The sequence below is a fragment of the Gordonia lacunae genome (assembly GCF_002149015.1).
Classification (GTDB): Bacteria; Actinomycetota; Actinomycetes; order Mycobacteriales; family Mycobacteriaceae; genus Gordonia; species Gordonia lacunae.
Genome location: NZ_NGFO01000022.1, coordinates 33,338 through 57,546, shown reverse-complemented (window position 1 = coordinate 57,546; position 24,209 = coordinate 33,338). Strand labels below are relative to the sequence as shown.

General features: G+C 68.1%; 23 protein-coding genes. 7 read left to right on the top strand and 16 right to left on the bottom strand.

What is annotated here, in order from left to right; translation table 11 throughout:
- Positions 1-21: 21 nt before the first annotated feature.
- The 3 genes from CA982_RS17995 to CA982_RS17985 all read left to right on the top strand — a co-directional run bounded on the left by CA982_RS17995 (position 22) and on the right by CA982_RS17985 (position 3,520).
- Positions 22-831 (top strand): enoyl-CoA hydratase/isomerase family protein, encoded by an 810-nt coding sequence (locus CA982_RS17995; RefSeq protein WP_086536637.1) that lies wholly within the window; start codon positions 22-24, stop codon positions 829-831.
- Positions 832-895: 64 nt separating this feature from the next.
- The gene (locus CA982_RS17990; RefSeq protein WP_086536636.1) at positions 896-1,936 is read left to right on the top strand and encodes an LLM class F420-dependent oxidoreductase; all 1,041 of its coding nucleotides are present in this window, start codon (positions 896-898) and stop codon (positions 1,934-1,936) included.
- A 216-nt stretch (positions 1,937-2,152) separates the two neighbouring features.
- A complete protein-coding gene (locus CA982_RS17985; protein WP_086536635.1) occupies positions 2,153-3,520 on the top strand; it encodes an MFS transporter in 1,368 nt (455 codons plus the stop codon).
- Here the strand turns inward: CA982_RS17985 and CA982_RS17980 are convergent.
- The gene (locus CA982_RS17980; protein ID WP_086536634.1) at positions 3,486-4,349 is read right to left on the bottom strand and encodes an alpha/beta fold hydrolase; all 864 of its coding nucleotides are present in this window, start codon (positions 4,347-4,349) and stop codon (positions 3,486-3,488) included. The two genes, CA982_RS17985 and CA982_RS17980, sit on opposite strands and share 35 nt — an antisense overlap.
- Positions 4,350-4,432: 83 nt before the next feature.
- Here CA982_RS17980 and CA982_RS17975 point away from each other — a divergent pair, with 83 nt between their 5' ends.
- Entirely contained in the window at positions 4,433-5,938 is a 1,506-nt protein-coding gene (locus tag CA982_RS17975; RefSeq protein WP_086536633.1) for an MFS transporter, read from the top strand.
- Here the strand turns inward: CA982_RS17975 and CA982_RS17970 are convergent.
- Positions 5,847-6,860, bottom strand: coding sequence for a LacI family DNA-binding transcriptional regulator (locus CA982_RS17970; RefSeq protein WP_086536632.1), 1,014 nt, complete (start codon positions 6,858-6,860; stop codon positions 5,847-5,849). The genes CA982_RS17975 and CA982_RS17970 overlap by 92 nt on opposite strands.
- Before the next feature lie 118 nt (positions 6,861-6,978).
- Between CA982_RS17970 and CA982_RS17965 the strand changes: the two genes are divergently transcribed.
- Entirely contained in the window at positions 6,979-8,451 is a 1,473-nt protein-coding gene (locus CA982_RS17965) for an MFS transporter (RefSeq protein WP_086536667.1), read from the top strand.
- A gap of 55 nt (positions 8,452-8,506) precedes the next feature.
- Here CA982_RS17965 and CA982_RS17960 read toward each other — a convergent pair whose 3' ends face one another.
- From CA982_RS17960 to CA982_RS17935, 6 genes are all read right to left on the bottom strand, one after another.
- Complete coding sequence (locus CA982_RS17960; RefSeq protein ID WP_086536631.1) at positions 8,507-9,742, bottom strand: alpha-hydroxy acid oxidase; 1,236 nt, start codon at positions 9,740-9,742, stop codon at positions 8,507-8,509.
- Positions 9,743-9,762: 20 nt separating this feature from the next.
- Positions 9,763-11,250, bottom strand: a complete 1,488-nt coding sequence (locus tag CA982_RS17955; protein ID WP_086536630.1) for a rhamnulokinase — start codon at positions 11,248-11,250, stop codon at positions 9,763-9,765.
- The gene (locus tag CA982_RS17950; RefSeq protein ID WP_086536629.1) at positions 11,247-13,283 is read right to left on the bottom strand and encodes a bifunctional aldolase/short-chain dehydrogenase; all 2,037 of its coding nucleotides are present in this window, start codon (positions 13,281-13,283) and stop codon (positions 11,247-11,249) included. The genes CA982_RS17955 and CA982_RS17950 overlap by 4 nt, the downstream gene beginning before the upstream one ends.
- Positions 13,284-13,332: 49 nt before the next feature.
- Positions 13,333-14,493: an L-rhamnose isomerase gene (gene rhaI / locus CA982_RS17945; protein WP_086536628.1), complete on the bottom strand. Its 1,161-nt coding sequence runs from the start codon at positions 14,491-14,493 to the stop codon at positions 13,333-13,335.
- A gap of 125 nt (positions 14,494-14,618) precedes the next feature.
- Positions 14,619-15,992 (bottom strand): MFS transporter, encoded by a 1,374-nt coding sequence (locus CA982_RS17940; protein WP_086536627.1) that lies wholly within the window; start codon positions 15,990-15,992, stop codon positions 14,619-14,621.
- 125 nt (positions 15,993-16,117) lie between these two features.
- On the bottom strand, positions 16,118-16,465 hold the full coding sequence (locus CA982_RS17935; RefSeq protein ID WP_086536626.1) for an L-rhamnose mutarotase: 348 nt from the start codon (positions 16,463-16,465) through the stop codon (positions 16,118-16,120).
- 245 nt (positions 16,466-16,710) lie between these two features.
- On the opposite strand from CA982_RS17935, the gene CA982_RS17930 reads away from it, so the two are divergent.
- Positions 16,711-17,565 (top strand): SDR family NAD(P)-dependent oxidoreductase, encoded by an 855-nt coding sequence (locus CA982_RS17930; protein ID WP_086536625.1) that lies wholly within the window; start codon positions 16,711-16,713, stop codon positions 17,563-17,565.
- On the opposite strand, the gene CA982_RS17925 is transcribed toward CA982_RS17930, so the two are convergent.
- Both CA982_RS17925 and CA982_RS17920 read right to left on the bottom strand, forming a co-directional pair.
- Positions 17,562-17,780, bottom strand: coding sequence for a hypothetical protein (locus CA982_RS17925; protein WP_086536624.1), 219 nt, complete (start codon positions 17,778-17,780; stop codon positions 17,562-17,564). The two genes, CA982_RS17930 and CA982_RS17925, sit on opposite strands and share 4 nt — an antisense overlap.
- A 127-nt stretch (positions 17,781-17,907) precedes the next feature.
- The gene (locus CA982_RS17920) at positions 17,908-19,341 is read right to left on the bottom strand and encodes an MFS transporter (RefSeq protein ID WP_244176350.1); all 1,434 of its coding nucleotides are present in this window, start codon (positions 19,339-19,341) and stop codon (positions 17,908-17,910) included.
- A gap of 114 nt (positions 19,342-19,455) precedes the next feature.
- On the opposite strand from CA982_RS17920, the gene CA982_RS17915 reads away from it, so the two are divergent.
- Positions 19,456-20,022 carry a TetR/AcrR family transcriptional regulator gene (locus CA982_RS17915; protein WP_086536622.1) on the top strand — a complete coding sequence of 189 codons (567 nt, stop codon included), beginning with the start codon at positions 19,456-19,458 and terminating at the stop codon, positions 20,020-20,022.
- 55 nt (positions 20,023-20,077) lie between these two features.
- Here CA982_RS17915 and CA982_RS17910 read toward each other — a convergent pair whose 3' ends face one another.
- The 6 genes from CA982_RS17910 to CA982_RS17880 all read right to left on the bottom strand — a co-directional run bounded on the left by CA982_RS17910 (position 20,078) and on the right by CA982_RS17880 (position 24,184).
- Positions 20,078-20,641: an SMI1/KNR4 family protein gene (locus tag CA982_RS17910; protein WP_086536666.1), complete on the bottom strand. Its 564-nt coding sequence runs from the start codon at positions 20,639-20,641 to the stop codon at positions 20,078-20,080.
- 5 nt (positions 20,642-20,646) lie between these two features.
- A complete protein-coding gene (locus tag CA982_RS17905) occupies positions 20,647-21,516 on the bottom strand; it encodes a DNA/RNA non-specific endonuclease (RefSeq protein ID WP_158097818.1) in 870 nt (289 codons plus the stop codon).
- Between the two features lie 648 nt (positions 21,517-22,164).
- Positions 22,165-22,377 (bottom strand): helix-turn-helix transcriptional regulator, encoded by a 213-nt coding sequence (locus CA982_RS27205; RefSeq protein ID WP_086536619.1) that lies wholly within the window; start codon positions 22,375-22,377, stop codon positions 22,165-22,167.
- Complete coding sequence (locus CA982_RS17890) at positions 22,374-22,787, bottom strand: hypothetical protein (protein ID WP_086536618.1); 414 nt, start codon at positions 22,785-22,787, stop codon at positions 22,374-22,376. The genes CA982_RS27205 and CA982_RS17890 overlap by 4 nt, the downstream gene beginning before the upstream one ends.
- The gene (locus CA982_RS17885) at positions 22,780-23,067 is read right to left on the bottom strand and encodes a hypothetical protein (protein WP_086536617.1); all 288 of its coding nucleotides are present in this window, start codon (positions 23,065-23,067) and stop codon (positions 22,780-22,782) included. The genes CA982_RS17890 and CA982_RS17885 overlap by 8 nt, the downstream gene beginning before the upstream one ends.
- 472 nt (positions 23,068-23,539) lie before the next feature.
- On the bottom strand, positions 23,540-24,184 hold the full coding sequence (locus CA982_RS17880) for a hypothetical protein (RefSeq protein ID WP_086536616.1): 645 nt from the start codon (positions 24,182-24,184) through the stop codon (positions 23,540-23,542).
- Positions 24,185-24,209: the final 25 nt, after the last annotated feature.

Genomic DNA, 24,209 nt, shown 5'->3' with positions numbered 1-24,209 from the left:
CCGCGAGGAGTGTGAGGCCGCATGCCGGATGTCATCGTGACCGAGAGGCCGCGCCCGGGCGTGCTGCTCATCCGGCTCGACCGGCCGGATGCGTTGAACGCGATGAATGCTCAGCTCGTCGAGTCGCTGCATGACGTGCTGGCAGACGTGCGTCACGACTCCGAGACCCGCGCGATCGTGGTCACCGGGAGTGGCCGGGCCTTCTGTGCGGGAATCGATCTGCGCGGTTACGGTGCACCCCCCGGCGCTCAGGAGGGTGAGGGACGGGCTCAGGCCGGAATGCGCGTGCAGCAGCACATCGCCGCGCTCGTGGAGGCCTTCCGTGGGGCGCGGCCGCCGGTGATCGCCGCGATCAACGGCGCCGCCGCGGGCGGAGGGATGGCATTGGCGCTGATGGCCGACGTCCGGATCATGTCCGAGACCGCGTCCATGCACGCCTCGTTCATCAACCGCGGGCAGTCGAGTTGCGACATCGGCGTCAGCTGGCTGCTCCCCAGGATGATCGGATTCGCCCGGGCCGCGGAGATCATGCTCACCGGACGGCCCGTGGATGCCGCCGAATGCGAGCGTGTGGGACTCGTCTCGAGAGTGGTTCCGGCCGAGCGGATCGTCGACGAGGCCATCGATGTCGCGGAGGACATCGCACGCAACAGCCCGTTCGGGGTGTGGATGACCAAAGAGGTGATGTGGTCGAACCTCGAGGTCCCGAGTCTGCGTGCGGCGATGGACCTGGAGAACCGGACGCAGATCCTGGCGGCGATGACCAGGGACCATCGCGAGGCGGTGCTGTCATTTCTCGAGAAGCGGCCTGCGGTCTACCGGAATCACTGATCCCGGTCGGAGCCACCGGACGGCAACCACATCAGCGGAATATCGGCGGAGAGGCAGTGGCGGGATGAAAGTCGGTGTGATGGCCGGGTACTGGGGAGCGGGACCGCCGAGGCGGATCGAGCAGACGCTCGCCGAGGCCGAGGCGCTCGGCGTGGACAGCTTCTGGACCGCGGAATCCTATGGCTCCGATGCCCTGACACCACTGGCGTGGTGGGGGTCGCAGACGTCGACCATCGCACTCGGCACCTCCGTGTGCCAGATGGCCGCGCGCACGCCCACCGCGCTGGCGATGGCGGCGCAGACGATCGACCATCTCAGCGGCGGACGGCTCATCCTCGGCATCGGGGCGTCGGGACCCCAGGTCGTCGAGGGATGGTACGGCGCCCCGTATCCGCGCCCGCTGGAGCGCACGCGTGAGTACGTGTCGATCATGCGGGCGGTGTGGGCGCGGGATGAGCCGGTCACGTTCGACGGCAGGCACTTTCAGCTTCCGCTCCACGGGGGCACGGGGCTGGGGAAGCCACTGAGGTCGATCGTCCACCCGCTGCGCGCCGACATCCCGGTGTACATGGGTGCCGAAGGACCGAAGAACGTGGCGCTCGCCGCGGAGATCGCCGACGGCTGGACACCGCTGTGGTTCTCGCCGAAGACCGACGAGTTCTACCGTGCCGCGCTGGCGGACGGGTTCGCCCGCGAGGGCGCGCGCCGGTCGGCCGACGACTTCGAGATCGCCAACGTGTGCTGGCTCGCGGAGGATGACGATGTCGAACGGGCCGCGGCGCGGCTGAAGCCCGTGGTCGCCCTCTATGCCGGCGGAATGGGCGCAAAGGGGGCGAATTTCCACAACGACGTCTTCGTCCGCATGGGATGGGGCGAGGCGTGCGCCGAGATCCAGTCGTTCTACCTGGCCGGCCGCGCCGATCTCGCCGCCCAGGCAGTCCCCACCGCCATGGTCGAGGACGTTGCGCTGGTGGGGCCGGTCGACAAGATCTGCGAGGACATCGTGACCAGATGGAAGCCGACCTGTCTGACGACGTTGATCCTGGGCGGTTGGCCGCGTCGCGAAGAATCGAGGAACCGGATTCTCGAGGCCATCCGGGCCTGACGCCGGTCGGACCATCGCTCCGCGCACCTCAGGGGCCGGGAGGGCTTGCCTCGCTCGCGCCTCGGGATGCAGACGCGAGTTCAAGTCGTTGCGCGACAGCTCAATCCGCGAGTCGTGTTGTGCGAATCCGCGAATAAACGAACGACGTTAGATTATTGTTCGCAGGGTCACTGTCCTTTTCGGGCGCAATGCCCGGTACCGAAGGCGAAGGATCTCATGAGTCAGACAACATCATCGACGGACCGCGGTGGTTCCCCGACGGCGCCACCGACCACGCCCGAGATGTCGAAGAAGGCAGGCCGGGCGGCGTTCGTCGGGACACTGTTGGAGTACTACGATTTCAGCCTCTACGCGTCCGCGGCATCCGTGGTGTTCGCGAGTGTGTTCTTCTCCGGGTCGAGTCCGTTCCTCGGCACCCTGCAGGCGGTGGGGACGTTCGCCATCGGTTTCGTCGTGCGCCCCGTCGGCGGTGTCATCCTGGGCAGCCTCGGAGATCGATACGGGCGCAAGCGCATCCTGGTCCTCACGCTCGTCCTGATGGGCGCGGCCACCATGCTGGTCGGTTTGTTGCCGAGCCACGGCCAGATCGGTTGGCTCGCTCCGCTGATGCTGGTGATGCTGCGGATCGTCCAGGGCATCGGCGCCAGCGCCGAGTACGGCGGCGCGACCCTTGTCGCCGTCGAGTTCGCACCGCAGCGCAAACGAGGTCTGCTCGGCTCGTTGCCGGGTATGGGGGCGGCCCTCGGTGGTGTGCTGGGTACCAGTGCGCTGCTGCTCTGCTCGACGGTCATGTCCGAGGACGTGTTCATGAGCTGGGGCTGGCGTATTCCGTTCCTGTGCAGCGGTTTCATCCTCGCGTACGGATTGTGGTTGCGACGTTCGCTGCCCGAGACGCCGGAGTTCCATCGGATCGAGGACACCGGCGGGCCGGCGCGGACCCCCGTCCGTGACGTCATCAACCAGCAGCCGAGGGCGCTGCTCGTGGTGATGGTGATGGCCATCGGCATGACCGGCATCGGTTACTTCTACCTCGTGTTCATGGGCACCTTCGGTGCCAATCAGCTCGGGTTGGGCAGCACCGACATCCTGATCGGGCTGATCGCCGCGCAGGTGGCGAATGCATTGCTGATCCCGGTGTTCGGCGGACTGTCCGATCGCGTGGGGCGGCGGGTCATCATCATGGGCGGGTTCGTCTACAGTGCGGTGTTCGCCTGGCCCGCATTCTGGTTGCTCTCCGAGTACGGGTCCTCGGCCATGTTCTGGCTCGTCCTCGCTCTGGGCAACGGTCTGGGCGTGGGCATGGTCTTCGGGCCGATGGGTGCCTATGTGACCGAGCTGTTCCGGTCTCGTCACGTGTTCAGCGGGCTGGGACTCGGCCGGGAAGCCGGAAACGCGCTCGGGGCCGCGATCGTGCCGCTTGTCGCGGTGCCGCTCGCCTTCGACGACACGACCCTCTGGCTGAGTGTGTTGCTCTGTGCCATCGCGCTTCTCGGCCTCGGTGCGGCATGGTTGTCGCGCGTCGGCCCGGAGGCGGGCGCCGGCGCGGTCCTCAGTTCGGCAGATCGTGGTCGAGGAACTCGATGAGTCCTTCGCTCAGGACGTCGTTGTCGTCGCCGCTGACCATGTGTCCCGCGCCGCCGACATCGATCTGACGTGCGGTCGGGATCAGCCGGAGCAGATCGCGCGCGTTCTCCGGACTGACCACATCGGATTGCGCACCGCGGATCAGCAGCGTGGGCACGGTGATCGCCCGCGCCGCTGTCCGCGCCTGCTCTTCGCGAACGCCGGCCTGCTCGGGGCTGTTGGACCGGTCCGCCATCATCTGCGGGTCCCAGTGCCAGTACCACCGCCCGTCGCGCCACCGCAGGTTCTTGCGCAGCCCGTCCGGCCGCGGGGGCCGGCGGCGGTGCGGGTTGTAGGCGGTGACCGCCGCGGCGGCGTCGTCCAGCGAGTCGAAGCCCGCCAGGCCGTCCCGCATGAAGGTCGAGATCTTCTCCAGGCCCGCCGGTTCGGCGCTCGGCGTGATGTCGACCAGGACGAGACCGCGGGCGAGCGTCGGGTCGGCGCCCTGCGCGATCAGCGAGGCCATGCCCCCGAGCGAGGCGCCGATGAGGACCGGGCGCGTGTCCAGCGCCGCGACGACCGCGGCGAGGTCCCGGGCGTGCGCGGCGATCGAATAGTCGCCGTCGGCCGCCCAGTCGCTGTCCCCGTGGCCTCGGGCGTCGATCGTCATCGCGGTCCAGCCGTGATCGGCGAGCCGTTGCCCGGTGCGCTGCCACGAATGACGCGTCTGACCGCCGCCGTGCAGGAGGAGCGCGGTCCCGGTCGAGGGTTGCGTCGTCGGATCCCAGCGATCGGCCGCGAGAGTGACGCCGTCCCCGCGCAGGCGGATGGCGCTGGTGGTGTCGGACATGGGCGTTCCCTTCGTCGATGAGACATGATTCAAACTAAAGGTATAAGTTTTGTGGAGATCCGACAACGGAAGGGGTTCCCAGGGTGGACCGTCCAGGTGGCACTGCGGCGTCGACCCGCCGGGCGGTCTCGGCCCTGTGCTTCGCCGTGACGACGATGTCCGTCCTGCAGGCCGCAGTGGTACCGATGATCCCCACGATGTCGGCGCAGCTGGGGGCCGGGCCCGCCGAGATCGGGTGGGTGCTGACCGCCAACCTTCTCGCTGCGGCGATCTGCACGCCGGTGCTCGGCAAACTCGCGGACCGGCGCGGTGGACGACGCGTCCTGATCGGCATCCTCGTCGTGGTCGTCCTCGGGTCCGTACTGTGTGTGCTGGCCACGAGCCTGCCGCTGCTCGTGATCGGGCGGGTACTGCAGGGCTCGGCCTTCGCCATCTTCCCGATCGGCGTCGCGGTGCTCCGCAGAACCACCGACCAGCGCCGGCTCACGCACGCCATCGGACTGATGTCGGGGATGATGGCGGGCGGCGCCGGGCTGGGGATGGTGGCCGCCGGCGTGCTGGTCGCCGACGACGGACCCTACCAGCGGGTCTTCTGGATGTTGCTGGCGCTGAGCGTCGTCTCCCTTGCCTGGGTGTCCGTTGCCGTCCCCGCGACGCCGGGCGCGGCGGTGCCGGGCCCCGGAGCCGACGTGGCCGGTGTGCTCCTGCTCGCGGTCGGCCTCTGCGCGGTGTTGCTCGCGCTCGCCGAAGGCCCGCGCCGATCGGCCGGGACCGCCGTCGGAGTCGGTGTCGGCGGGCTGGCGTGCCTCGTGCTCTGGTGCCTGCACGAGCGCCGGACCGGAGCGCCCCTCGTGCCGCCTCGAGCACTGGCCGGGCGGCGGGTGACCCCCGCCCACATCGCGGCGGCACTGGTCGGAGCGGCGATGTACTTCCAGTTCCTCGGTATCGCGCAGTTCGTGCAGGCCGCGCCGGAGGTCGCCGGTTACGGTTTCGGGGCCAGTGTCCTGGCGGCGAGCGTGGTGTTCCTGCTCCCGGGCGCCGGGGCCGGGTTCGCCGCCGCCGCGGTGAGTGGACGACTCGTCCACCGGTTTCGTGGCGACCGGGTTCTCGCGGCGATGTGCATCGTCGGGGTGATCGCGTTCGTCGTTCTCGTCGTCGCCCGCGATCGGCCGTGGCAGCTGATCGCGGCGGCCGTGGTGGTCAACGTCTTCGTCAGTGGCTCTTACGCGGCCCTGCCGTCGTTGGTGACCGACGCGGTACCGGCGGCGGACACCGCGGTCGCCAACGGGGTGAACGCGATCGCGCGGATCGTCGGCAGCTCGATCGCGAGCGCGACGGTGGCCTCTTTGTTCGCGGCCCTCACGGTGGCAGGCGGCGCCCACCCGGCGGGGACGGCGTACGGTCTGGTGTTCGCGCTCGGCGGGGCCGCGGCCGGAGCCGCCGGACTGGTCGGTCTGATGTCTCGTCCCGCACGGCCGGGTGCCGAGACCGTGGTCCTCACCCCAGCGTCGACGCCCGGGCGACGAGTTCGGGCTGGAACACCAGGTTCGACGGGTCGTGGTGCTCCGCGGGATCGTTTGCCGCGCTGATCAGCAGATCGACCGCGGTGACTCCGATCCGGGTGGTCGGCTGCCGGATCGACGACAACGGGACGACCGCCGACCTGGCGAAGTCGATGTCGTCGTAACCGATGATCGCGATGTCGTCCGGAACACCGATGTCGCCACCCAGCATCGTGAAGGCCTGCAGGACACCGATCGCGAGGAGGTCGTTGGCGCAGAACACCGCATCCGGTCGTTCGCCGGGTGCCCTGGCCAGCAGCGCCGTGCCCGCCTCGCGTCCGGCGAGCACGCTGAGAGTCGTCGTGTGCACGACCTCCAGCGTCGCGCCGTCGACGCCGTCGACAGCGGACTGGGCGCCACGCCGGCGGTCGGCGACCTGACGCAGTCCCGGTGGCCCGCCGATGAAGACGATCCGGCGGCGCCCGATCTCACACAGGTGCGACACCGCGAGCCGACCGCCCGCGATGTCGTCCACGGCAACCGAATCGAAGGGGGAGCCGCCGGCATCTCGGTCGACCAGGATCACCGGGGTGCCGCGCCGACGCAGCGAGTCGAAACGCCTCAGGTCGTCGCCGATCGGGGAGACGAGCAGGCCGAAGACCCGCTGTTCGTCGAAGGTGTCGAGGTAGGCCTGTTCGCGCGACTCGTCGTCGTCGGAGGTACCGAGCAGCACCGTCAGGTCGTGGTCGGCGGCCCGTTGCTCGGCGGCGCGGGCGATGTCGGTGAAGAAGGGGTTGCCCACGTCGAGAACCACCATGCCGACGCATCGTGAGCGTCCCGCCCGGAGTTGCCGCGCGGCGTCGTTGCGGACGAAGCCCAGCTGGTCGATCGCCGCCTGCACCCGCGCAACGGTCGAGGGGGAGACCTTCCCGGGCGCATTGAGCACGTTCGAGACCGTTCCCACCGACACCGAGGCCGCCGCCGCGACGTCCCGCATGCTCACACCCATGTGTTCATCTCACCAGACGCCGTACCGCAACACCCGTTACGCGGAGTCGGGAGGGTCGCCCATCTCCCGGGCTGATTGACTACGAACAGCGCGGTACCCCCGAATGAAAGGCGGCTCGATGTCGACTCCGGCCAGCCCGTTCTCCGCGGACTATCAACCAGACCCGCGACGGTGGAAGGCACTTGCGGTGTGTCTGGTCGTCGGCTTCATGACGCTCCTGGACGTCTCGATCGTCAACGTCGCACTGCCGTCGATCGAATCCGGTCTCGGTGCGAACTCGGCCGATCTCTCGTGGGTCGTCTCCGGTTACGCGCTCGCCTTCGGGCTCGTCCTGGTGCCGGCGGGCCGGGTCGGTGACGCCCGCGGCCGCAAGGTGACCTTCCTCATCGGGCTGTCGCTGTTCGTACTGTCCTCCGCGGCATGTGGTTTCGCGCAGGGTCCGACGCAGCTCGTCGTCTTCCGGCTGATCCAGGGCGTCGCGGGTGGCATTCTCGCGCCGCAGGTCTCGGGACTGATCCAGCTGCTCTTCCGTGGGGCGGAGCGGGGCCGGGCCTTCGGGATGTTCGCGGCGACGATCGGCATCTCGACGGCGGTCGGTCCGCTGCTGGGCGGCGTCCTCATCCAGCTGGGTGGGTCCGCCGAGGGGTGGCGCTGGATCTTCTTCGTCAACGTGCCGATCGGCATCGCCGCCTTTCTCGCCGCCATCCGGCTCATCCCGGCCCGGCCGTCGGAGACCAAGCAGCCGTTGCGGGGCAGTTTCGACCCGGTGGGCGTCCTGCTGCTGGGTGTCGGGGTGTTCGCGTTGATGCTGCCGATGGTTCAGGAGCAGGAGTGGCCGGGCGCGCGGAAGTGGCTGTTGCTGATCGTCGCCGCGGTACTGCTGGGTGCCTTCGTGCTGTGGGAGCGGCGCCAGGGCCGGGTCGGACATCAGCAACTCGTCGACCTCTCGCTGTTCTCGATGCGGTCGTACTCGCTGGGGTGCATCATCGCCATGGTCTACTTCGCGGGATTCACCACCGTCTTCTTCATCTACACCCTCTTCGTCCAGCAGGGCCTGGGTTACTCGGCGCTGCAGGCCGGCCTGGCCGTGACCCCCTTCGCGCTGGGGTCGGCGGTGTCGGCGAGCGTCGGCGGCAACATCGTCACGCGGGTCGGACGCTCGCTGGTCCTGCTGGGTCTGGGGCTGGTCGTGGTGGGGATGATCGCGACGATCATCGCCGTCCAGCTCGTCCCCGGCCACAACGTCGGCTACGCGGCCGCGGTGCCGCTGCTGGTCGCCGGTGTCGGCTCGGGACTCGTGATCTCGCCCAACCTCACGCTGAGCCTCGACCAGGTGCCGGTCACCAAGGCGGGCATCGCCGGCGGCGTGTTGCAGACCGGCCAGCGCATCGGCGCCGCCGCGGGCATCGCACTCGTCGGTGCGGTGTTCTTCGCCCAGGTCGCCAACAGCGGCGGCGACTGGGCCCGGGCGTTCCAGATCGGACTGGCGACCGCGGCGCTCCTCGTGCTCATCGCGCTGGTGGTGGGTCTGGTGGACCACTTCGCGCATCGCCGGGAACAGCCTCCGGAGGTCGGCGCCCGGTCCGCCTGAACCGGCGCGGAGAGGCCCGATCGGCGGATCGGACCCCTCCGCGACATCCCGGATGTCAGGAACGCGCCCGGGGCACCAGACGTTCGAGTTGGGTGACATGCGCCGGCGTCAGTTCGTCCAGCGAGGCGACGCCCAGGAGGCGCATCGTGCGCGCGATCTGCTCGCCGAGGATCTCGATCATCCGGTCGACCCCGGCCTCACCCCCGGCCATCAGGCCGTACAGGTAGGCGCGGCCGACGAGCGTGAACCGCGCTCCGAGTGCGACCGCTGCGACGATGTCGGCACCGCTCATGATGCCGGTGTCCAGCATGATCTCGGTGTCCGCGCCGACCTCGCGGGCCACCTCGGGCAGGAGGTGGAACGGGATCGGTGCGCGATCGAGCTGGCGCCCACCGTGATTGGACAAGACGATGCCATCGGCGCCGAGTGCGGTCACCGCCTTGGCGTCGTCGACGGTCTGGATCCCCTTCACCACCAGCTTGCCCGGCCACTGCGACTTGATCCACGCCAGATCGTCGAAGGTGACCGTGGGGTCGAACATCGTGTCCAGCAGCTCGGCCACCGTGCCCGACCACCGGTCGAGTGAGGCAAACGCCAGGGGTTCGGTGGTCAGGAAGTCGATCCACCACTGCGGCCGGGGGATCGCATTGAGCACGGTCTTGGTGGTCAGAGCCGGCGGGATGGACATGCCGTTGCGCTTGTCGCGCAGGCGGGCGCCGGCGACCGGGACGTCGACGGTCACCAGGAGGGTGTCGTATCCGGCCTTCGCCGCGCGGTCGACCAGCGCCATCGAGCGCTCCCGGTCCTTCCACATGTACAGCTGGAACCAGTTGCGTCCGTGCGGGTTCGCATCCCGCACGTCTTCGATCGACGCCGTGCCCATCGTCGACAGCGAGAAGGGGATGCCGGCGCGGGCGGCGGCGCGCGCACCGGCGTACTCGCCCTCGGTCTGCATCATCCGGGTGAACCCGGTCGGTGCGATGCCGAACGGCAGCTCCGAACGCCCGCCGAGGATCGTGCACGAGGTGTCGACCTTGGAGACGTCGCGCAGGATCGCCGGATGGAACTCGATGTCGGCGAACGCCTGCCGCGCACGCTCGATCGACAGCTCGGCCTCGGCCGAGCCGTCGGTGTAGTCGAAGGCGGCCTTGGGGGTGCGACGCTTGGCGATCGCCCGCAGGTCCTCGATCGTCAGCGCGGCATCCAGGCGTCGCTTCTTCGCGTCGAACTGCGGCTTCTTGAACTGCATCAGCGGCGCGAGGTCGCGTGGCTTGGGAACTCGACGCTTCATGGGGGATGTGCGTTGCATCGTCATGCCTTTCCTGTCCCGACCGCGGTGCGAAATCGTGTGCCGCGGGAGTCTCGGGGTGCATAGTGTTGCGGCGGGAACCTGTCGGCGACGATAGACCTCATCGCCGCCAGGTCGCCATCGATCAGGCCGTGGGCGCGTGCGGTGATCAGCACGTTGCCCAGTGCGGTCGCCTCCACCGGTCCGGCCTGTACCGGCAGCCCGAGGCGGTCGGCGGTCAGCTGGCACAACAGCCGGTTCTGTGAGCCGCCGCCGACGAGGTGCACGGTCTCCACCGTCGTCCCGGACAGTTCGGCCGCCCGGACGACCCCGTCGGCGAACGCCGACGCGAGGCTGTCGACGATCGCGCGCACCATCTCGGGACGGGTCATCGGGGAGCGCATACCCCGCTCGTCGTACCAGGCGCGGATGCGTCCGGGCATGTCCCCGGGCGGCAGGAACCGCGCATCGTCGGTGTCGAAGATCTCGACGGTCGGCGGCGCCTCGGCGGCCTGTGCCAGCAGTTCGCCCAGATCGGCCCGGTAGCCCTCACGCTGGTATTGGCGCACGGTCTCACTGAGCAACCACAGACCCATCACGTTGTGGAGGTAACGGATCCGGCCGTCGGCGCCGACCTCGTTGGTGAAGTTGGCCTTCCACCCGTCGCGGGAGACGACCGGCTCGTCGAGTTCGACGCCGACCAGACCCCAGGTGCCGCAGGAGATGTACGCCGCCCGGGTGGGATCCATCGGGATGGCGGCCACGGCCGACGCGGTGTCGTGGGAGGCGACGGCGGTGACGCGGGTCGAGGCGGCCAGGCCGAGCCGGTCCGCGACCTCACCGAGCAGCGGACCCCGGTCGGTGCCGGTTTCCACGATGTCCGGAAACAGCCCCACCGGCAACCCGAGTCGCTCCATCATGGGGGTGTCCCAGCGCCCGTTGATCCCGAGCAGTCCGGTCGTGGACGCATTGGTCCGTTCGGTGCCGCGCTGTCCGGTCAGCCAGTACGTGATGAGGTCCGGGATCAGCAGCGCGGTGTCGGCCTGGTCGAGCAGTCCGTCGGCCTTCTCCGCCGCCAGCTGGTACAGGGTGGTGAACGGCAGGTGCTGTAAACCGTTGCGGACGTACAGGTCTGCCGGACCCAGCTCGGCGTGGACGGCGTCGACACCGACGGCGCTGCGCGCATCCCGATAGTGGTGCGGTAAGCCGAGCATCCGGCCCTCGCGGAGGAGCCCGTAGTCGACCGCCCAGGAATCCACCCCGATGCCGACCAGATCATCGGACTGCCGGCCCGCCTCGGCGAGCCCGGCAGAGGCGGCCCGGAACAACCCCGGGAGGTCCCAGTGGAGTGCGGACCGGCGGCCGTTCCAGAGGTGGATCGGATCGTTGGCGAACCGCGCGACCTGTTCGAGCTCGAGACGTCCGCGGGAGACGTCGGCGAGCATGACCCGGCCACTGGTCGCGCCCAGGTCGATCGCGGCGACCTGGGCGGACCGGGTTGAGCGACTCATCGGAGGAACGCGGCGGCGACGCCCGCGTCCACCGGCACGTGCAGACCGGTGGTGTGGGAGAAATCGGAGGTGCACAGCGCGAACGCGGCGTTGGCGATGTTCTCCGGCAGCACCTCACGCTTGAGCAGGGTGCGCTGTGCATAGAACTTGCCCAGGTCCTTCTCCTCGACACCGTAGACGGCGGCGCGCTTGGCGCCCCAGCCGCCGGCGAAGATCCCCGAACCCCGCACCACGCCATCGGGATTGATGCCGTTGACCTTGACCCCGTGTTCGCCGAGCTCGGCGGCGAGGAGGCGGACCTGATGTGCCTGGTCGGCCTTCGTCGCCGAGTACGCGATGTTGTTGGGGCCGGCGAAGACCGAGTTCTTCGACGAGATGTAGAGGATGTCGCCGCCCAGCTTCTGGTCGATCAGGGCGCGGGCGGCGGCCTTGCTCACCAGGAACGAGCCGCGGGCCATCACGTTGTGCTGCAGGTCCCAGTCGGCGGCGGTGGTGTCCAGCAACGACTTCGACAGCGACAGACCGGCGTTGTTCACGACGAGGTCGATGCCGCCGAAGGCGAGCACGGTCGCGTCGATCGCGGCCTGCACGGCTGCTTCGTCGGTGACGTCGGCGGCCACGCCGATCGCGACATCGCTCGACCCGATCTCCTCGGCTGCCGCGCGCGCCTTCTCGGCATCGAGGTCGGCGATCACCACGCACGCACCTTCGGCGGCGAGCCGCGCCGCGATGGCCTTGCCGATGCCCGAGGCCGCACCGGTGACCAGGGCGATGCGGGTGGCGAGCGGCTTGGGCTCGGGCATCCGCGCGAGCTTCGCCTCCTCGAGGAGCCAGTACTCGATCCGGAACTTCTCCGACTCGTCGATCGGGGCGTAGGTCGAGATGGCCTCGGCGCCGCGCATCACGTTGATCGCGTTCAGGTAGAACTCGCCCGCCACGCGTGCGGTCTGCTTGTCCTTGCCGAAGCTGAACATGCCGACGCCCGGGACGAGCACGATGGCCGGGTCGGCGCCCCGCATCGCGGGGCTGTCCGCGGTGGCGTGGCGGTCGTAGTAGGCGCGGTAGTCCTCGCGGTAGGCCTCGTGCAGCGCGGTGAGGCGCTCCGTGCACTCCTCGACCGTCGCCGACGCCGGTAGATCGAGGACGAGCGGCCTGACCTTGGTGCGCAGGAAGTGGTCCGGGCAACTCGTGCCGAGCGCGGCCAGGCGCGGATGCTCGGCCGCGGCGAGGAATTCGAGGACCGGGTCGACGTCGGTGAAGTGACCGACCTGTGGCTTGTCCGTCGAGGCGAGACCGCGGATGAACGGGGCGAGCGCCGCTGCCTTGGCCCGGCGTTCCTCGGCGGGAAGTGCGCCGTAGCCGTCGATCGGGGCGCCGAAGGGCTGCGGCCGGCCGTTGGCGGCGATGTACTCCTCGGCGGTGTGGATGATCTCCAGCGAATTCGCCTGTGCCTCGTCGGAGGTCTCACCCCATGCGGTGATCCCGTGACCGCCGAGGATGCAACCGATCGCCTGCGGGTTGGCCGCTTTGAGGGCCGAGATGTCCAGCCCGAGCTGGAAGCCCGGGCGCCGCCACGGCACCCAGACGACGCGGTCGCCGAAGATCTTGTTCGTCAACGCTTCTCCGTCGGCGGCGGTGGCGATGGCGATGCCGGAGTCGGGGTGCAGGTGATCGACGTGTGCGGCGTCGACCAGACCGTGCATCGCGGTGTCGATCGACGGGGCGGCGCCGCCCTTGCCGTGCAGGCAATAGTCGAAGGCGGCGACCATCTCGTCCTCGCGGTCGAGGCCGGGGTAGACGTCGACGAGAGCGCGCATGCGGTCGAGCCGGAGCACGGCCAGGCCCTGCTCGGTCAGGGTGCCGAGATCACCGCCGGAACCCTTCACCCAGAGCAGTTCGACGTCCTCACCGGTGACGGGATCGGTGTCGGTGCCCTTGGCGGAGGTGTTGCCGCCGGCGTAGTTGGTGTTCTTCGGGTCCGATCCGAGCCGGTTGGACCGCGCGATGAGTGCAGCGACTGCGGGATTGGTCATGGTGGGTGATCTCCTCGGGAGTTCAGGGGGATTGGGGCGGTGGGAGGGCTCAGGCGCCCCAGGATGATTGGGTACCGCCGACGCGCTCGGCGACGATGCGTTCGCGGTGGCCGGACCCGGCGTAGGCGGCCATCGGATCTGCGGGCAGACCGCGGCGGACCCGACGTTCGGCGAGCATCGGACGGACGTCGGTGTAGAACGCGTCCATCACGATGGCGTTCGCGCCCAGCACATCTCCGGCTGACTGCGCCTCGGTCAGGGCCTCGGTGTCGACGAGGAGGGCGCGGGCGGTCATCTCCTCGACGTTGAGCACCGAACGGATCTGGCCGGGGATCTTCTCCTCGACGTTGTGGCACTGGTCGAGCATCAGCGCGACCGGCGAGCCGGTGTCGAGGCCGCCGCCGCGGATCACCTCGAACAGGATTCGGAAGAGCTGGAACGGATCCGCCGCGCCGACGATGAGGTCGTCGTCGGCATAGAAGCGCGAGTTGAAGTCGAACGAGCCCAACTTCCCGAGGCGCAGCAACTGCGCGACGATGAATTCGATATTGGTGCCCGGCGCGTGGTGACCGGTGTCGAGGCAGACCATCGCCCGCTCGCCGAGCGCGGTCACATGGGCGTAGGAGGTGCCCCAGTCGGGGACGTCGGTGACATACGTCGCGGGCTCGAAGAACTTGTACTCCAACACGAGTCGCTGGTCGTCGCCGATGTGCTGGTAGATGGCTGCGAGGGACTCGGCGAGGCGGTCCTGGCGTCCGCGGATGTCGCCCTGGCCGGGGTAGTTCGTTCCGTCGGCGAGCCAGATCTTGAGGTCGCGCGAGCCGGTCGCGTTCATCACCTCGATGCACGCGAGGTGGTGGTCGATGGCCATCTGCCGCACCGTCTTGTCGGTGTGGGTGAGACTGCCGAACTTGTAGGCGTCGTCCTGAAAGGTGTTGGAGTTGACCGTACCCAGTCCGACGCCCAGATCCCTCGCGTACGCGGCGAGCGCGCGGTAGTCGTCGACGGTGTCCCACGGGATGTGCAGGGCGACAGTCGGAGCCAGACCGGTCAGCTCATTGACCTTCGCGGCGTCGGCGATCTTCTCGTGGATGGTACGGGGGGTGCCCGGGGTGCCGAACACCTTGAACCGGGTGCCGGAGTTGCCGAACGCCCAGGAGGGGAGCTCGATCTCGAGGTTGTCGAGGATCGTCTCGTCAAAGGTGGCCATGAGGGTTCTTTCGGTTGGGGTTCCCCGCCGCCGACGTCGGGGAACAGCCGGCGGCGGGGAGGTGTGGGTGGACCATCGAGGTGGTGGAACGTTTCAATCGCGCGTGGCGCGATCAGGCGGAGGTGTCAGGCCGGGGCCTTGTGTCCGGACTCCGTCGCCGGGTTGCTGCCCTGGGTGGGGTGCCCGGAGGATGCCGGCGTCTCGATGAGCTCGGGTGACAGCGGAGCGCCGTACCGCTCGACCTCGATCTCTTGCAGGGTCTTGCCCTGGGTGTCCGGAGCCGCGACGGCGCCGATGACCAGAGCGATGGTGAGCAGTGCGACCAGCAGGATGCCGACCGTGGTGAGCCCAGTGGCCGCGAGCATCGTGGGGAAGAAGTAGCTCAGGAGACCGGTGGCGGTGCGGACGGCGAAGAACATGACGCCCTGGGCGCTGGCCCGGTAGGGCGTGGCGAACATCTCGCTGGCCCAGAGGCTGTAGAACGCCTGAGCGCCGATGCCCGAGGAGATTCCCCAGAGGATCGCGAACGCGAGCATCGTGGTGAGGCCGCCGTCGGTGAAGGCGACCAGCACGATCCAACCGACGATGCCGAGCGCTGCGCCGAAGACATAGAGCGCGCGCTGGGAGACGCGGTCGGCGTAGCGCATGAAGCCGAAGTAGGTCGCCAGCACCGTGCACCCCCAGACCAGCACCTGCAGCAGGTTCTGCTGGACAGCGCTCTCCAGTCCGGCGGTCTCGTAGACACGCGGCATGAAGATGCCGGCCTGGCCGGCGACGGTGTTCCAGAAGAGGTAGATGCCACCGAGCAGGAGCAGGGCGGTGATGTTGACCTTCTTGGAGAACAGACCCTTAATGCCGCGGGCGCCGACCGATGCGGTGAGCTCCCGCGTCTCGTTGACCGCCTCGTCGGACCAGATCTTCGACTCCGCGAGACCCTGGCGAATCCACCAGACGACCGCCGCGACGACGAAGAGATGCAGGAAGATGATCCGCGAACCGAGCAGGCCCATCGGGGCGAGCGCCGCGGCGAGCGCGAAGCCGATCAGGGGTCCGACCGACCAGGCGAGCTGCGCGGTGCCGACATGCTTGGCGCGTTCGACCGACGGGGCCTCTTCGGCGATGTACGTCCACGAGGCCGGGACGCCGGCGCCGACCGCGAGGCCGGTGATGATGAAGGCGGCCAGCAGCATGGTGAAGTTGAACGCGAAGGCCGCGAGCAACACGCCGGCCATGTAGACCAGCAGGTCGTAGGTGTAGATCGCCTTGCGGCCGTAGCGATCACACAGCGGGCCGCCGATCGCGGCGCCGACGGCGGCACCGAACGCGTTGGCGCTCAGCGCGGCCAGGAGGCCGACCGCGAAGTTGCTGATGCCGAACTCGTCCTGCCAGAAGGTGAGGCTGGTGGCGATCGCGATGATCGAGCCGGCCTCGATGTAGTTCGACATGGCGACCGAGATGGTCGCCCGCCAGCCGGTGGTGGAGCGCGCTCCTACTTTCATGGTGATTCCTTGCGTCGGAGATCAGTACAGAGGGTCGGGATCGTGGAGGTCAAACCGGAGTTCGCTGATGTCGGTGCGCCCGTCAGTAGGTGTCATGCGTGTCGCGTCGATGTCGTTCGGATGGGTCAGTCGAGGTGGAAGTACTCGGTGAGTTCGGTGCGGATCGTGTCCGGGTTCGCCGCGTTCGCCCCGCCGCCCGTGGGTGGGAGGAAGTACTCGGACATGTGCGCCTGCCAGCGGGTGTTGACGTCTGTCGCCTCCATGGCGGTGCTGGTCGCCGGGAAGTCGTCGGTCTCGAGGTAGCCCACGACCATGCCGTCGTCCTTCCGGAGGAACAGGGAGTAGTTGCGCCAACCGGTCTCGCGCAGGGCGTCGAGCATCTCCGGCCACACCTCGGTGTGGGCCTCGAGGTAGTCCTCGACGCGTTCGGGGCGGAGGTGGAGCACGAAGCAGACGCGCTGGGGGTCGGACATTGCTGCTCCTGACGAGACGACGGGTGGGGAATCGCGGACCGTCGAGAGGGGTCCGACTCGGCGAATTAAAACGTTTCAATTTGTGATGGCAGCAACACTAAGAGCGAGCTGTGAGGATGTCAAGACCCGGTCTGGGCAAAGCGGTGCCGCTCGCGTCGGGATCGGTCATGCTCGTCTGAGCCCGCGCTGGGCGACCGCGGTCGCCGCTGAACAGCGGGCCCGGATCACAAAGGACAGGGGTTGACGTGCTCGGACGCAGGAGGCGTGGTGGACCGGACCTGGCGGGCAAGGTCGCGATCGTGACGGGGGGCGGGTCCGGTATCGGGGCCGCCCTCACCGGTGCGCTGGCCGCCGAGGGGGCCCAGGTCGCCTGCGCCGACATCGACCTGCCTGCCGCGCAACGGGTGGCGTCGTCGCTGCTCGGTGGGCCGGGCACGGTCCGGGCCGTGCGTCTCGACGTGACGGACGGGGCGGCGGTCCAGCGGGTCGTCGACGACGTGGTCGCGGAGTCGGGACGGCTCGACCTGATGTTCAACAACGCCGGGATCACGTGGGGCGGTCCCACCGAGATGCTGACGCCGGAGCAATGGAACGCCATCATCGACGTCAACATCCGCGGCGTCGTCCACGGGGTCGCGGCGGCGTATCCGGTGATGATCGAGCAGCGTTCCGGGGCCATCGTCAACACGGCGTCGATGGGCGGGCTGGTCGCGGCCGGACTCATCACCAGCTATGTGATGACCAAGCATGCGGTCGTCGGACTGTCGCTTGCGCTGCGCACCGAGGCCGCGGGTCACGGGGTCACCGTGCTGGCGGTGTGCCCCTCGGCAGTCGAGACGCCGATCCTCGACAAGGGGTCGGTCGGCGGATTCGTCGGCCGCTCATACTATCTCGCGAGTCAGGGCTCCTCGACGGCATACGACGCGGATCGGCTGGCGCAGGACACGCTCGCCGCCATCGGACGGGACCAGCCCTTGCTCGTCGTTCCCCGTCGATCCCGGATCACCTGGCGCATCCAGCGATTGGCGCCTGGCCTCACGAATCGGCTTGCCGCGCAGTTCATCGACCGCCAGCGCGGGCAACTGCGGCCGGAGGGTTAACTGCCGGCGACGCTCGACAGGATGGCCACGACGACACCCGCCACCGTCAGCACACCGACCACCCACGCCATCGCGACGGCGACGCGTCGCCGTCCGAAACGGGCGGCGTTGATCGCGATGCCCAGGCAGACCAGGATCGCGATCGAGTACACGGAGATACCGAGGGTGAGAAGGGCGACCGAGGAGTCGGCGAGGAAGACAACCCGAGTGGACATGACACCGAGTACATCACCAGCGGGATTCGGGAGTGCACGCGGATCGCATCGGACGTGTTGTCACGCGGCGGGAGATCGTGACCGAGCTCGGGCGTCCCGCATCACGGCTCTGCGTCACGTCTGTTCGTCACGCGTCCACGGCACGCCGCGGCCGGTAGGCGACGACGAGCACGAGCAGTGCGACGACGGCGAACGAGGAACCGACCAGAATCGTTGTGCCGGTAGCGGTGCCGGACGGATCGCTGCGTTGCAGCGGGCCGAACACAGTCATCAGGGTGGCAAGTCCGAGCGCGCCGCCGACCTGGAGCAGAGCCTGCATGAGGCCCGAGGCGGCGCCCGCGTCGGGGGCGGGTGAGTTGTCGACGATCAGGACGTTGGCGGGGACCACGGATAGGCCGATTCCCGCGCCCATGATCATCGACGGCGCCAGAATCGCACCGACGAAGGTGGATTCCGGGCCGACGAACGACAGCCACAGCAGACCGACGATCGCCAGCGACAGTCCCGCCATCAACACCGGTGCCGCACCGAGACGTGCGACGAGGCGGGCGGTGATCCCGGTGACCGTCAGTCCGATGTTGAGGACCATGAACGGTAGGAACGCGAACCCGGACGCGACGACGCTGTAACCCATCACGTCCTGCAGGTGCAGGGTCATGAAGGTGAACATGCCCATCATCGCCCCGGGCAACAGCAGCATCACCACGAACGGCGCGGCCTTGCGCGCCGAGTTCACCAGCCGGGGCGGCAGCAGGGGATGGCTTGTATGCCGCTGCCGGACAGCGAAAGCCGCGAGGGTCGATGCGCCGACGGCAAGGGATGCGATGGTCATCGGGTCGGCCCAGGAGACCTCGGACGCGCGGATGAAACCGAAGACCACCGCGGCGACACCCGCCGCGGACAGAAGGGTGTCCCAGAGGCCCAGGTGACCGGGCTGCCGAGGTGTCTCGTCGACGGTGAACGGTGCGGCGAGCAGGATCGCCACCCCGATCGGCACGTTGACCAGCATCACCCAATGCCACGACAGCTTCTCGGTGAGTACGCCGCCGAGGAGTAGGCCGAGAGCTCCGCCCGACGCGGCGCCCAGGGAGAACCAGCTGATCGCTTTCGCACGATCGGGTCCCGGAGGGAAGTTCGCGACGATCAGTCCCAGAGCGGTGGGTGCGGCCAGCGCTGCGCCGATGCCCTGCAGGACGCGGGCGATGAGAAGCATCCACGCACTGGTCGCCAGGCCGCCGAGGAGTGAGGCCGCGGTGAAGAGCGCGATGCCGTAGAGCAGGGCGCGGCGGCGTCCGATCAGGTCGCCGAGGCGACCGCCGAGCAACAGCAGGCCGCCGACCGCCAGCACGTAGGCGTTCATCACCCACGACTGGGACACCTCGCTGAAGCCCAGGTCGTCGCGAATGCGCGGGAGTGCGACGGTGACGATCGTGCCGTCGAGGATCACCATCAACTGGCTTGCTACCACGACGATCAGTCCGATCCAGGTGCGGCGGTCGATGGTCGGTTCGCCGGCGTCGGACTTCGACGTCGGCGCTGCGCGATCGGAGATCTGGGACATCGGGGCCTCCCGGGCGGGTAAGGTCGAAGAGGAGAGTCTCTCCAATTGGAGACTGTCTCCGCTTATTGAACCGGAGATGTTCTCCGGTTACAAGTCTTTTCCTCGGGAGGTGCCATGACCAGCGCATCCGCGCCGGCGAAGCCGATGCGAGCCGACGCTCGACGCAACTACGACAAGGTCGTTGCCACGGCGGCGGAGGCCTTCCGTGAGTCGGGGATCGACACGTCGCTCGATGACATCGCCAAACGAGCCGGTGTGGGGGCCGGCACGTTGTACCGTCACTTCCCCTCGCGGGAGGCCCTCGTCGCGGCCGCGATGCGACAGGACACCGCCGCCCTCGTGGAGTCGGCGCAGACCGCAGACGGGGAGGCGCCGGGGGAGCGCCTCGTCGACTGGGTTCGTGCACTCGCCCGCCACGTCGGGGCGTATCAGGGTTTGCCCGAGATCATCATCGCGGCGGCGGGCGATCCGGCGAGTCCGCTCTACACCAGCTGCGCCGACATCCGCGTGGCCGGCGCGGCCATCCTCGGCGCCGCCCAGCGGTCGGGCGGAATCCGCGCCGACCTCACTGTGGACGAACTGTTCACCCTGGCCAACATGATCGCTCTCGGACGGAATTGCGTCGAGTCGCAACGACTGGTGGAACTCGTGGTCGAGGGGATCCGCGGGCCCGGTATGTGAGCCGAGCCCGCGGGGCCCCTCCGTTCATGCTTTTCGCGGAGGGGTCCGCGCCCGCTCAGGAGCCGACGGTCACCTGCTCGAAGGTCGGTCGTTCCGGTGCTTCGCGCCCGGCGAAGACCTGCCGGTTCGGGAAGCCTCCCGTCCAGAAGTCGTACAGGTACGAGACCAGGCCGCCGGAGTGGTAGTCGCACACCATCACCCCGTCGGTGACGAGCACCGGCCACTCGTCGGGGTCGTCGCCCGTTCGGTGCCAATAACCCGAGTCGCCGTCGGTGGAACGCCCCCATCCGAAGAAGGAGCCGCCGACCAGATCGACGGCCGTGTCGGTGCCGTCGTCATGGGCCCAGGTCACGATGCTCAGGTCCGCGAGAAGCGGCTCGAGTTCGGTCGCCGCGCGGCGCCCCGCCTCCTCGATCGACGCGTCGGGCCAGGGGAGTCCGGTCCATACGAGGAAGTCGTCGCAGAAGACCCCGGGTCCGTAGGTGTCGGCGAGTGCCTTGTAGTCGGTCGGCAATCGGAATCCCAGTCGCCGTTCGGTGGGCCCCCAGTCGATCGTCGCCGGCCGCGCCGCCGGTGGTGGGATCAGCGCGATCAGATCATCGATGGTGTGCTTCGGCATGGTGGTCACCTCACGTTCGGGATGATCTCGAAATGAGCGATACCGCCCCGGACGCCGAACGCGCCGACGGCGATGTCGGTGGGCGGACGGCTGTACCCGTTCCCGTAGATCGGGGTCACACTGTAGTGGACGGCTTCGCCCCTCGCGACGACACGAGCGATGCGATTCTCGAGGACGCGCATGCGGGTGTTGGCCGCGTTGCTCAGGGCCACGATGTTCCGGGCGTCGCCGCCGAGACCGCCGAGCCGGTTGGCGAGCAGATGCCCGCGTTCCAGGCCCGGCCGGTACCCCGGCGGAGTGACGGAGCGCGTACTCGGAGTGCCGGTCCGCAGCATGTTCGGAGTGATGGCGGCGTTCATACCGGTCGCCGCGCGACCCTGCATCCGTGTCAGGTTGACTTCGCCACCGTCCCGGAATCGCGTGGTTCGCGTGAGGGTCGTCCGGTCGGTGCGGTCGCTCGCGATCTTGTCGCTGTACGGGTAGCGCTGTGGCGCCGGGTAGCCCGGCGTCGGATTGGTGACCGACGGCGCCGGGGTGCCCGGCCGCTGCGGCGGTGGGGGAGTGCTCGGCCGGTGTGGACCGCCCGAGCCCGGGCCCATTCCCTGCAGGTGTACGCGGCACCCGTTGGCCCAGGCGACGAGGGCCGCACGTTCGGTGTTCAGTCGATTGGCCTCGGCCTGGTAGGCGGTGGCCTGTAGTTGCTGCTCCGGAATCCGGAACTGTCTCGGCCTGGAGTTGTGCGCCGCGATGCGGGCGTTCAGTGACCGGGCCTCCGCATTTCCCTGCGCGATGTCGCGGTCGCTGCATCCGGTCGGTACGGCATTCGCCGCATGGACCGGCGTGACAAGTGCGACGACGAGAAAGAGAGCGATCATCGCCCCACGCATCAATATCTTCATCTGTTCCCCCGACGGGTCGTCCTGATTGGTCTCGATGGGCCGCAACGGACTCGGAAGGTCCCGAGAGTCGTTCGGTACCACCGGCAGTCATGTAACCGTGGGGATCGGAGCGGTGTCCACGCACGTATTCGGCTGAACGGCCATGCGTTTGATCGACGCGGAGCGGGACGTAGAACGTGGACGGGCGCCGGAAGTGGCGCTGCACACGGCGAAAACGCCCGGCCGTGAGTGCCCCCAGTCGGACTCGAACCGACACTGTGCCGATTTTAAGTCGCCGGGGTTCCGTCCGTAGCAGTCCGCACGCGTCCGCGAAACACGCTCTCATCTGCACTGTCAGTCCGTGTGCGTCCGCTAGTGTCCGCAGTGATCCGCGACGAGTTGTGACAACCTCGTGACACCGAACCCCGTGTAGAGAGGGCCATCGATGCCTGAGTTCACCCCGAGCCAAGAAGCACAAGAGCGAGGGGGAGAGGCCACTCAGGCCATCGCGGCCGGTGCTCGCCGATCGTCGCCAGGGCTATTTGAGCTGGTCGTAAGAGAGCTCAAGGGCCTCGACCCCGCGGTGTCAGACGAAGTCATTCTGTGCGTCTACGGCCTCGCGGTGATCCTCAGCCGCGAGACGAGCTAAAACGTCCTGAGCGACGCCGCATACGAACGGATCTCATCGATATGCACCCGCGTCTGTCTCTCCCCCGACCGGGTGAACGTGATCTTCCCCGCCTTGTGCAGCCGGTACAGCTGAGACACCGACGTCGACAACGCTTCGGCAGCCTCAGGGACCGTCAGTAGAACCTTCGTCGTTGATCGACAGTGCCCACAACACCCTGAAACGCTCATTCCTGCTGCTGAGGACGACGGCCCATCCACCACACGACGCCGGAGACCACCAACAGCACGAACGAGACAGAACCTAGTGAGATCAACAGGATGCGGCGATCGGAGTGCTGGTTCTGGCAGTACTCGTACGCGGCCGCGCCCACGCTGATATCTGCAAACAGATCGTCGACGGCAGCCTGAGCGCCGGCACGGAAGTCTGCTTCTGTTCTCGCCCCGTCGTAGTACGACGAGTCGCCCGACTCATAGCTGGACGAGTATGTCCAGGTATCCGATGACGCAAAGACTGTCCCGCAGTTCGCTCCCGGACCACGCATCGTCGATGCCATCAACGGGATACACACAATCAGCAGGATCACGGCGCCGGCAGCGGCCAGGATCGAGATGAGACGGTTGGCGGAGAGGTTATTCACGATTGGCCTTGCCCCGGCGCTCGATCAGCTCATCGCCGCTTTTGCTGTACTCGCCACGTCGAGCTGCCTCGGAAAGGTTCTTGAGCACGTCGGCCAGTTCCTGCGCCTCATCGATCGTGAAGCTGAGGTAGACGGGCCGGTCGCCCTCCGCCACGCCGCCCGTGCCCAAGCGCACAGCGATAGATGCTTCTCGTTCGCGCCCGTTTTCTGGACTCTTGTGCGGCCTAATCGAATAGGCCTCTATGTTCATGTCGCCGTAGCTGGTGAAGATCGAATGCATGGCGTGATGCTAACCGCGGCGAACGACAACAGCGGCTCGAATGCTAAGGATCAAGTTCCGATTCGTCTGACCCATCGACAACGGCCCTGCCCCATATGCGCCGGTCGAGGGAGATGGTGGGGGGCGACCCCCAGCGCACCCCCGACGCCCCTCACGGCATTGGCGATCTCTCTCCCCGCAGCTTTTTCCACACCAGATTTCACGGTCAACCGTGAGAAGTCCGGCCCGACGAGACCGAAACCGGGGATACCCCAGGGGGGAGGGGGGTACCTCGGAGGGGGTACCGCCAATGCCTTGGGGGGCGAGTCGTGCGCCTGAGGGGGCATACCCCCACCCCGTGACCAGTGCGAACCTTCTGACCTGCGGTTTTGGAGACTCGTCCCCTTTTCGGTGACGCCACCGAGAAGGGTCGGTGCCGCGCGTAACGGTCGTCATTACGCGCGGCACCTGTGCGGGGTCACCGTGGGACCGGTCAGACTCCGACGTTGCCGGTGTGGCTGTACTCGCGGAGGACTCGGGCGGCTTGTTGCTTCTCTTGGTTGGAGTAGGTGCCGGCCATTCGGGCGAGGCCTTCGTCGTCGGCATCCCCGAGTTCGCTGGCGTTGGGTACGCGGAATACGAGCTTGTCTGTTCCTACTGTGCGTGGTCCTTCAGGGAGCTCTGCGAGTTCGTTGATGAGTTCGCCAGTGTCCGGGTCGTGGTGTGCGAGGGCGCGGACGGGGTCGTTCCAGCCGTGGTTGATGGAGACTTGGGCGACGGCTTTGGCGAGGTAGGTGTCGCCGGATTGGATGGCTCGCTGCATCATTGCGTCTGCCTGTTCGGGGTCTTTGAGTGCGGCTGCTCGGTCTTGGCTGTCGCGCAGGAGGATGATGCTGGATGCGTCGCTGGGGCTGCCGAATAGTTCGCGCTGCAGTTGGCTGCGTCGTTGTGCTCGGGTGTTGGCGTGGTCGGTCTTGAGTGCGTTGGCTGCTTCTCGTGCGGTGAGTGTGACTCGTGCGATCTCGCGCCGCTTGCCTTCGGCTGAGTAGTTGTCGTTCGCTCGGATGCGGGCGACGGCGTCAGCGAGTGTGGTGCGGACTTCTTCCATGTCCTTCTTGGCTTGGTCGTAGTGGCTCATGGTGTGGTTCTCCTTCGATGTGGTG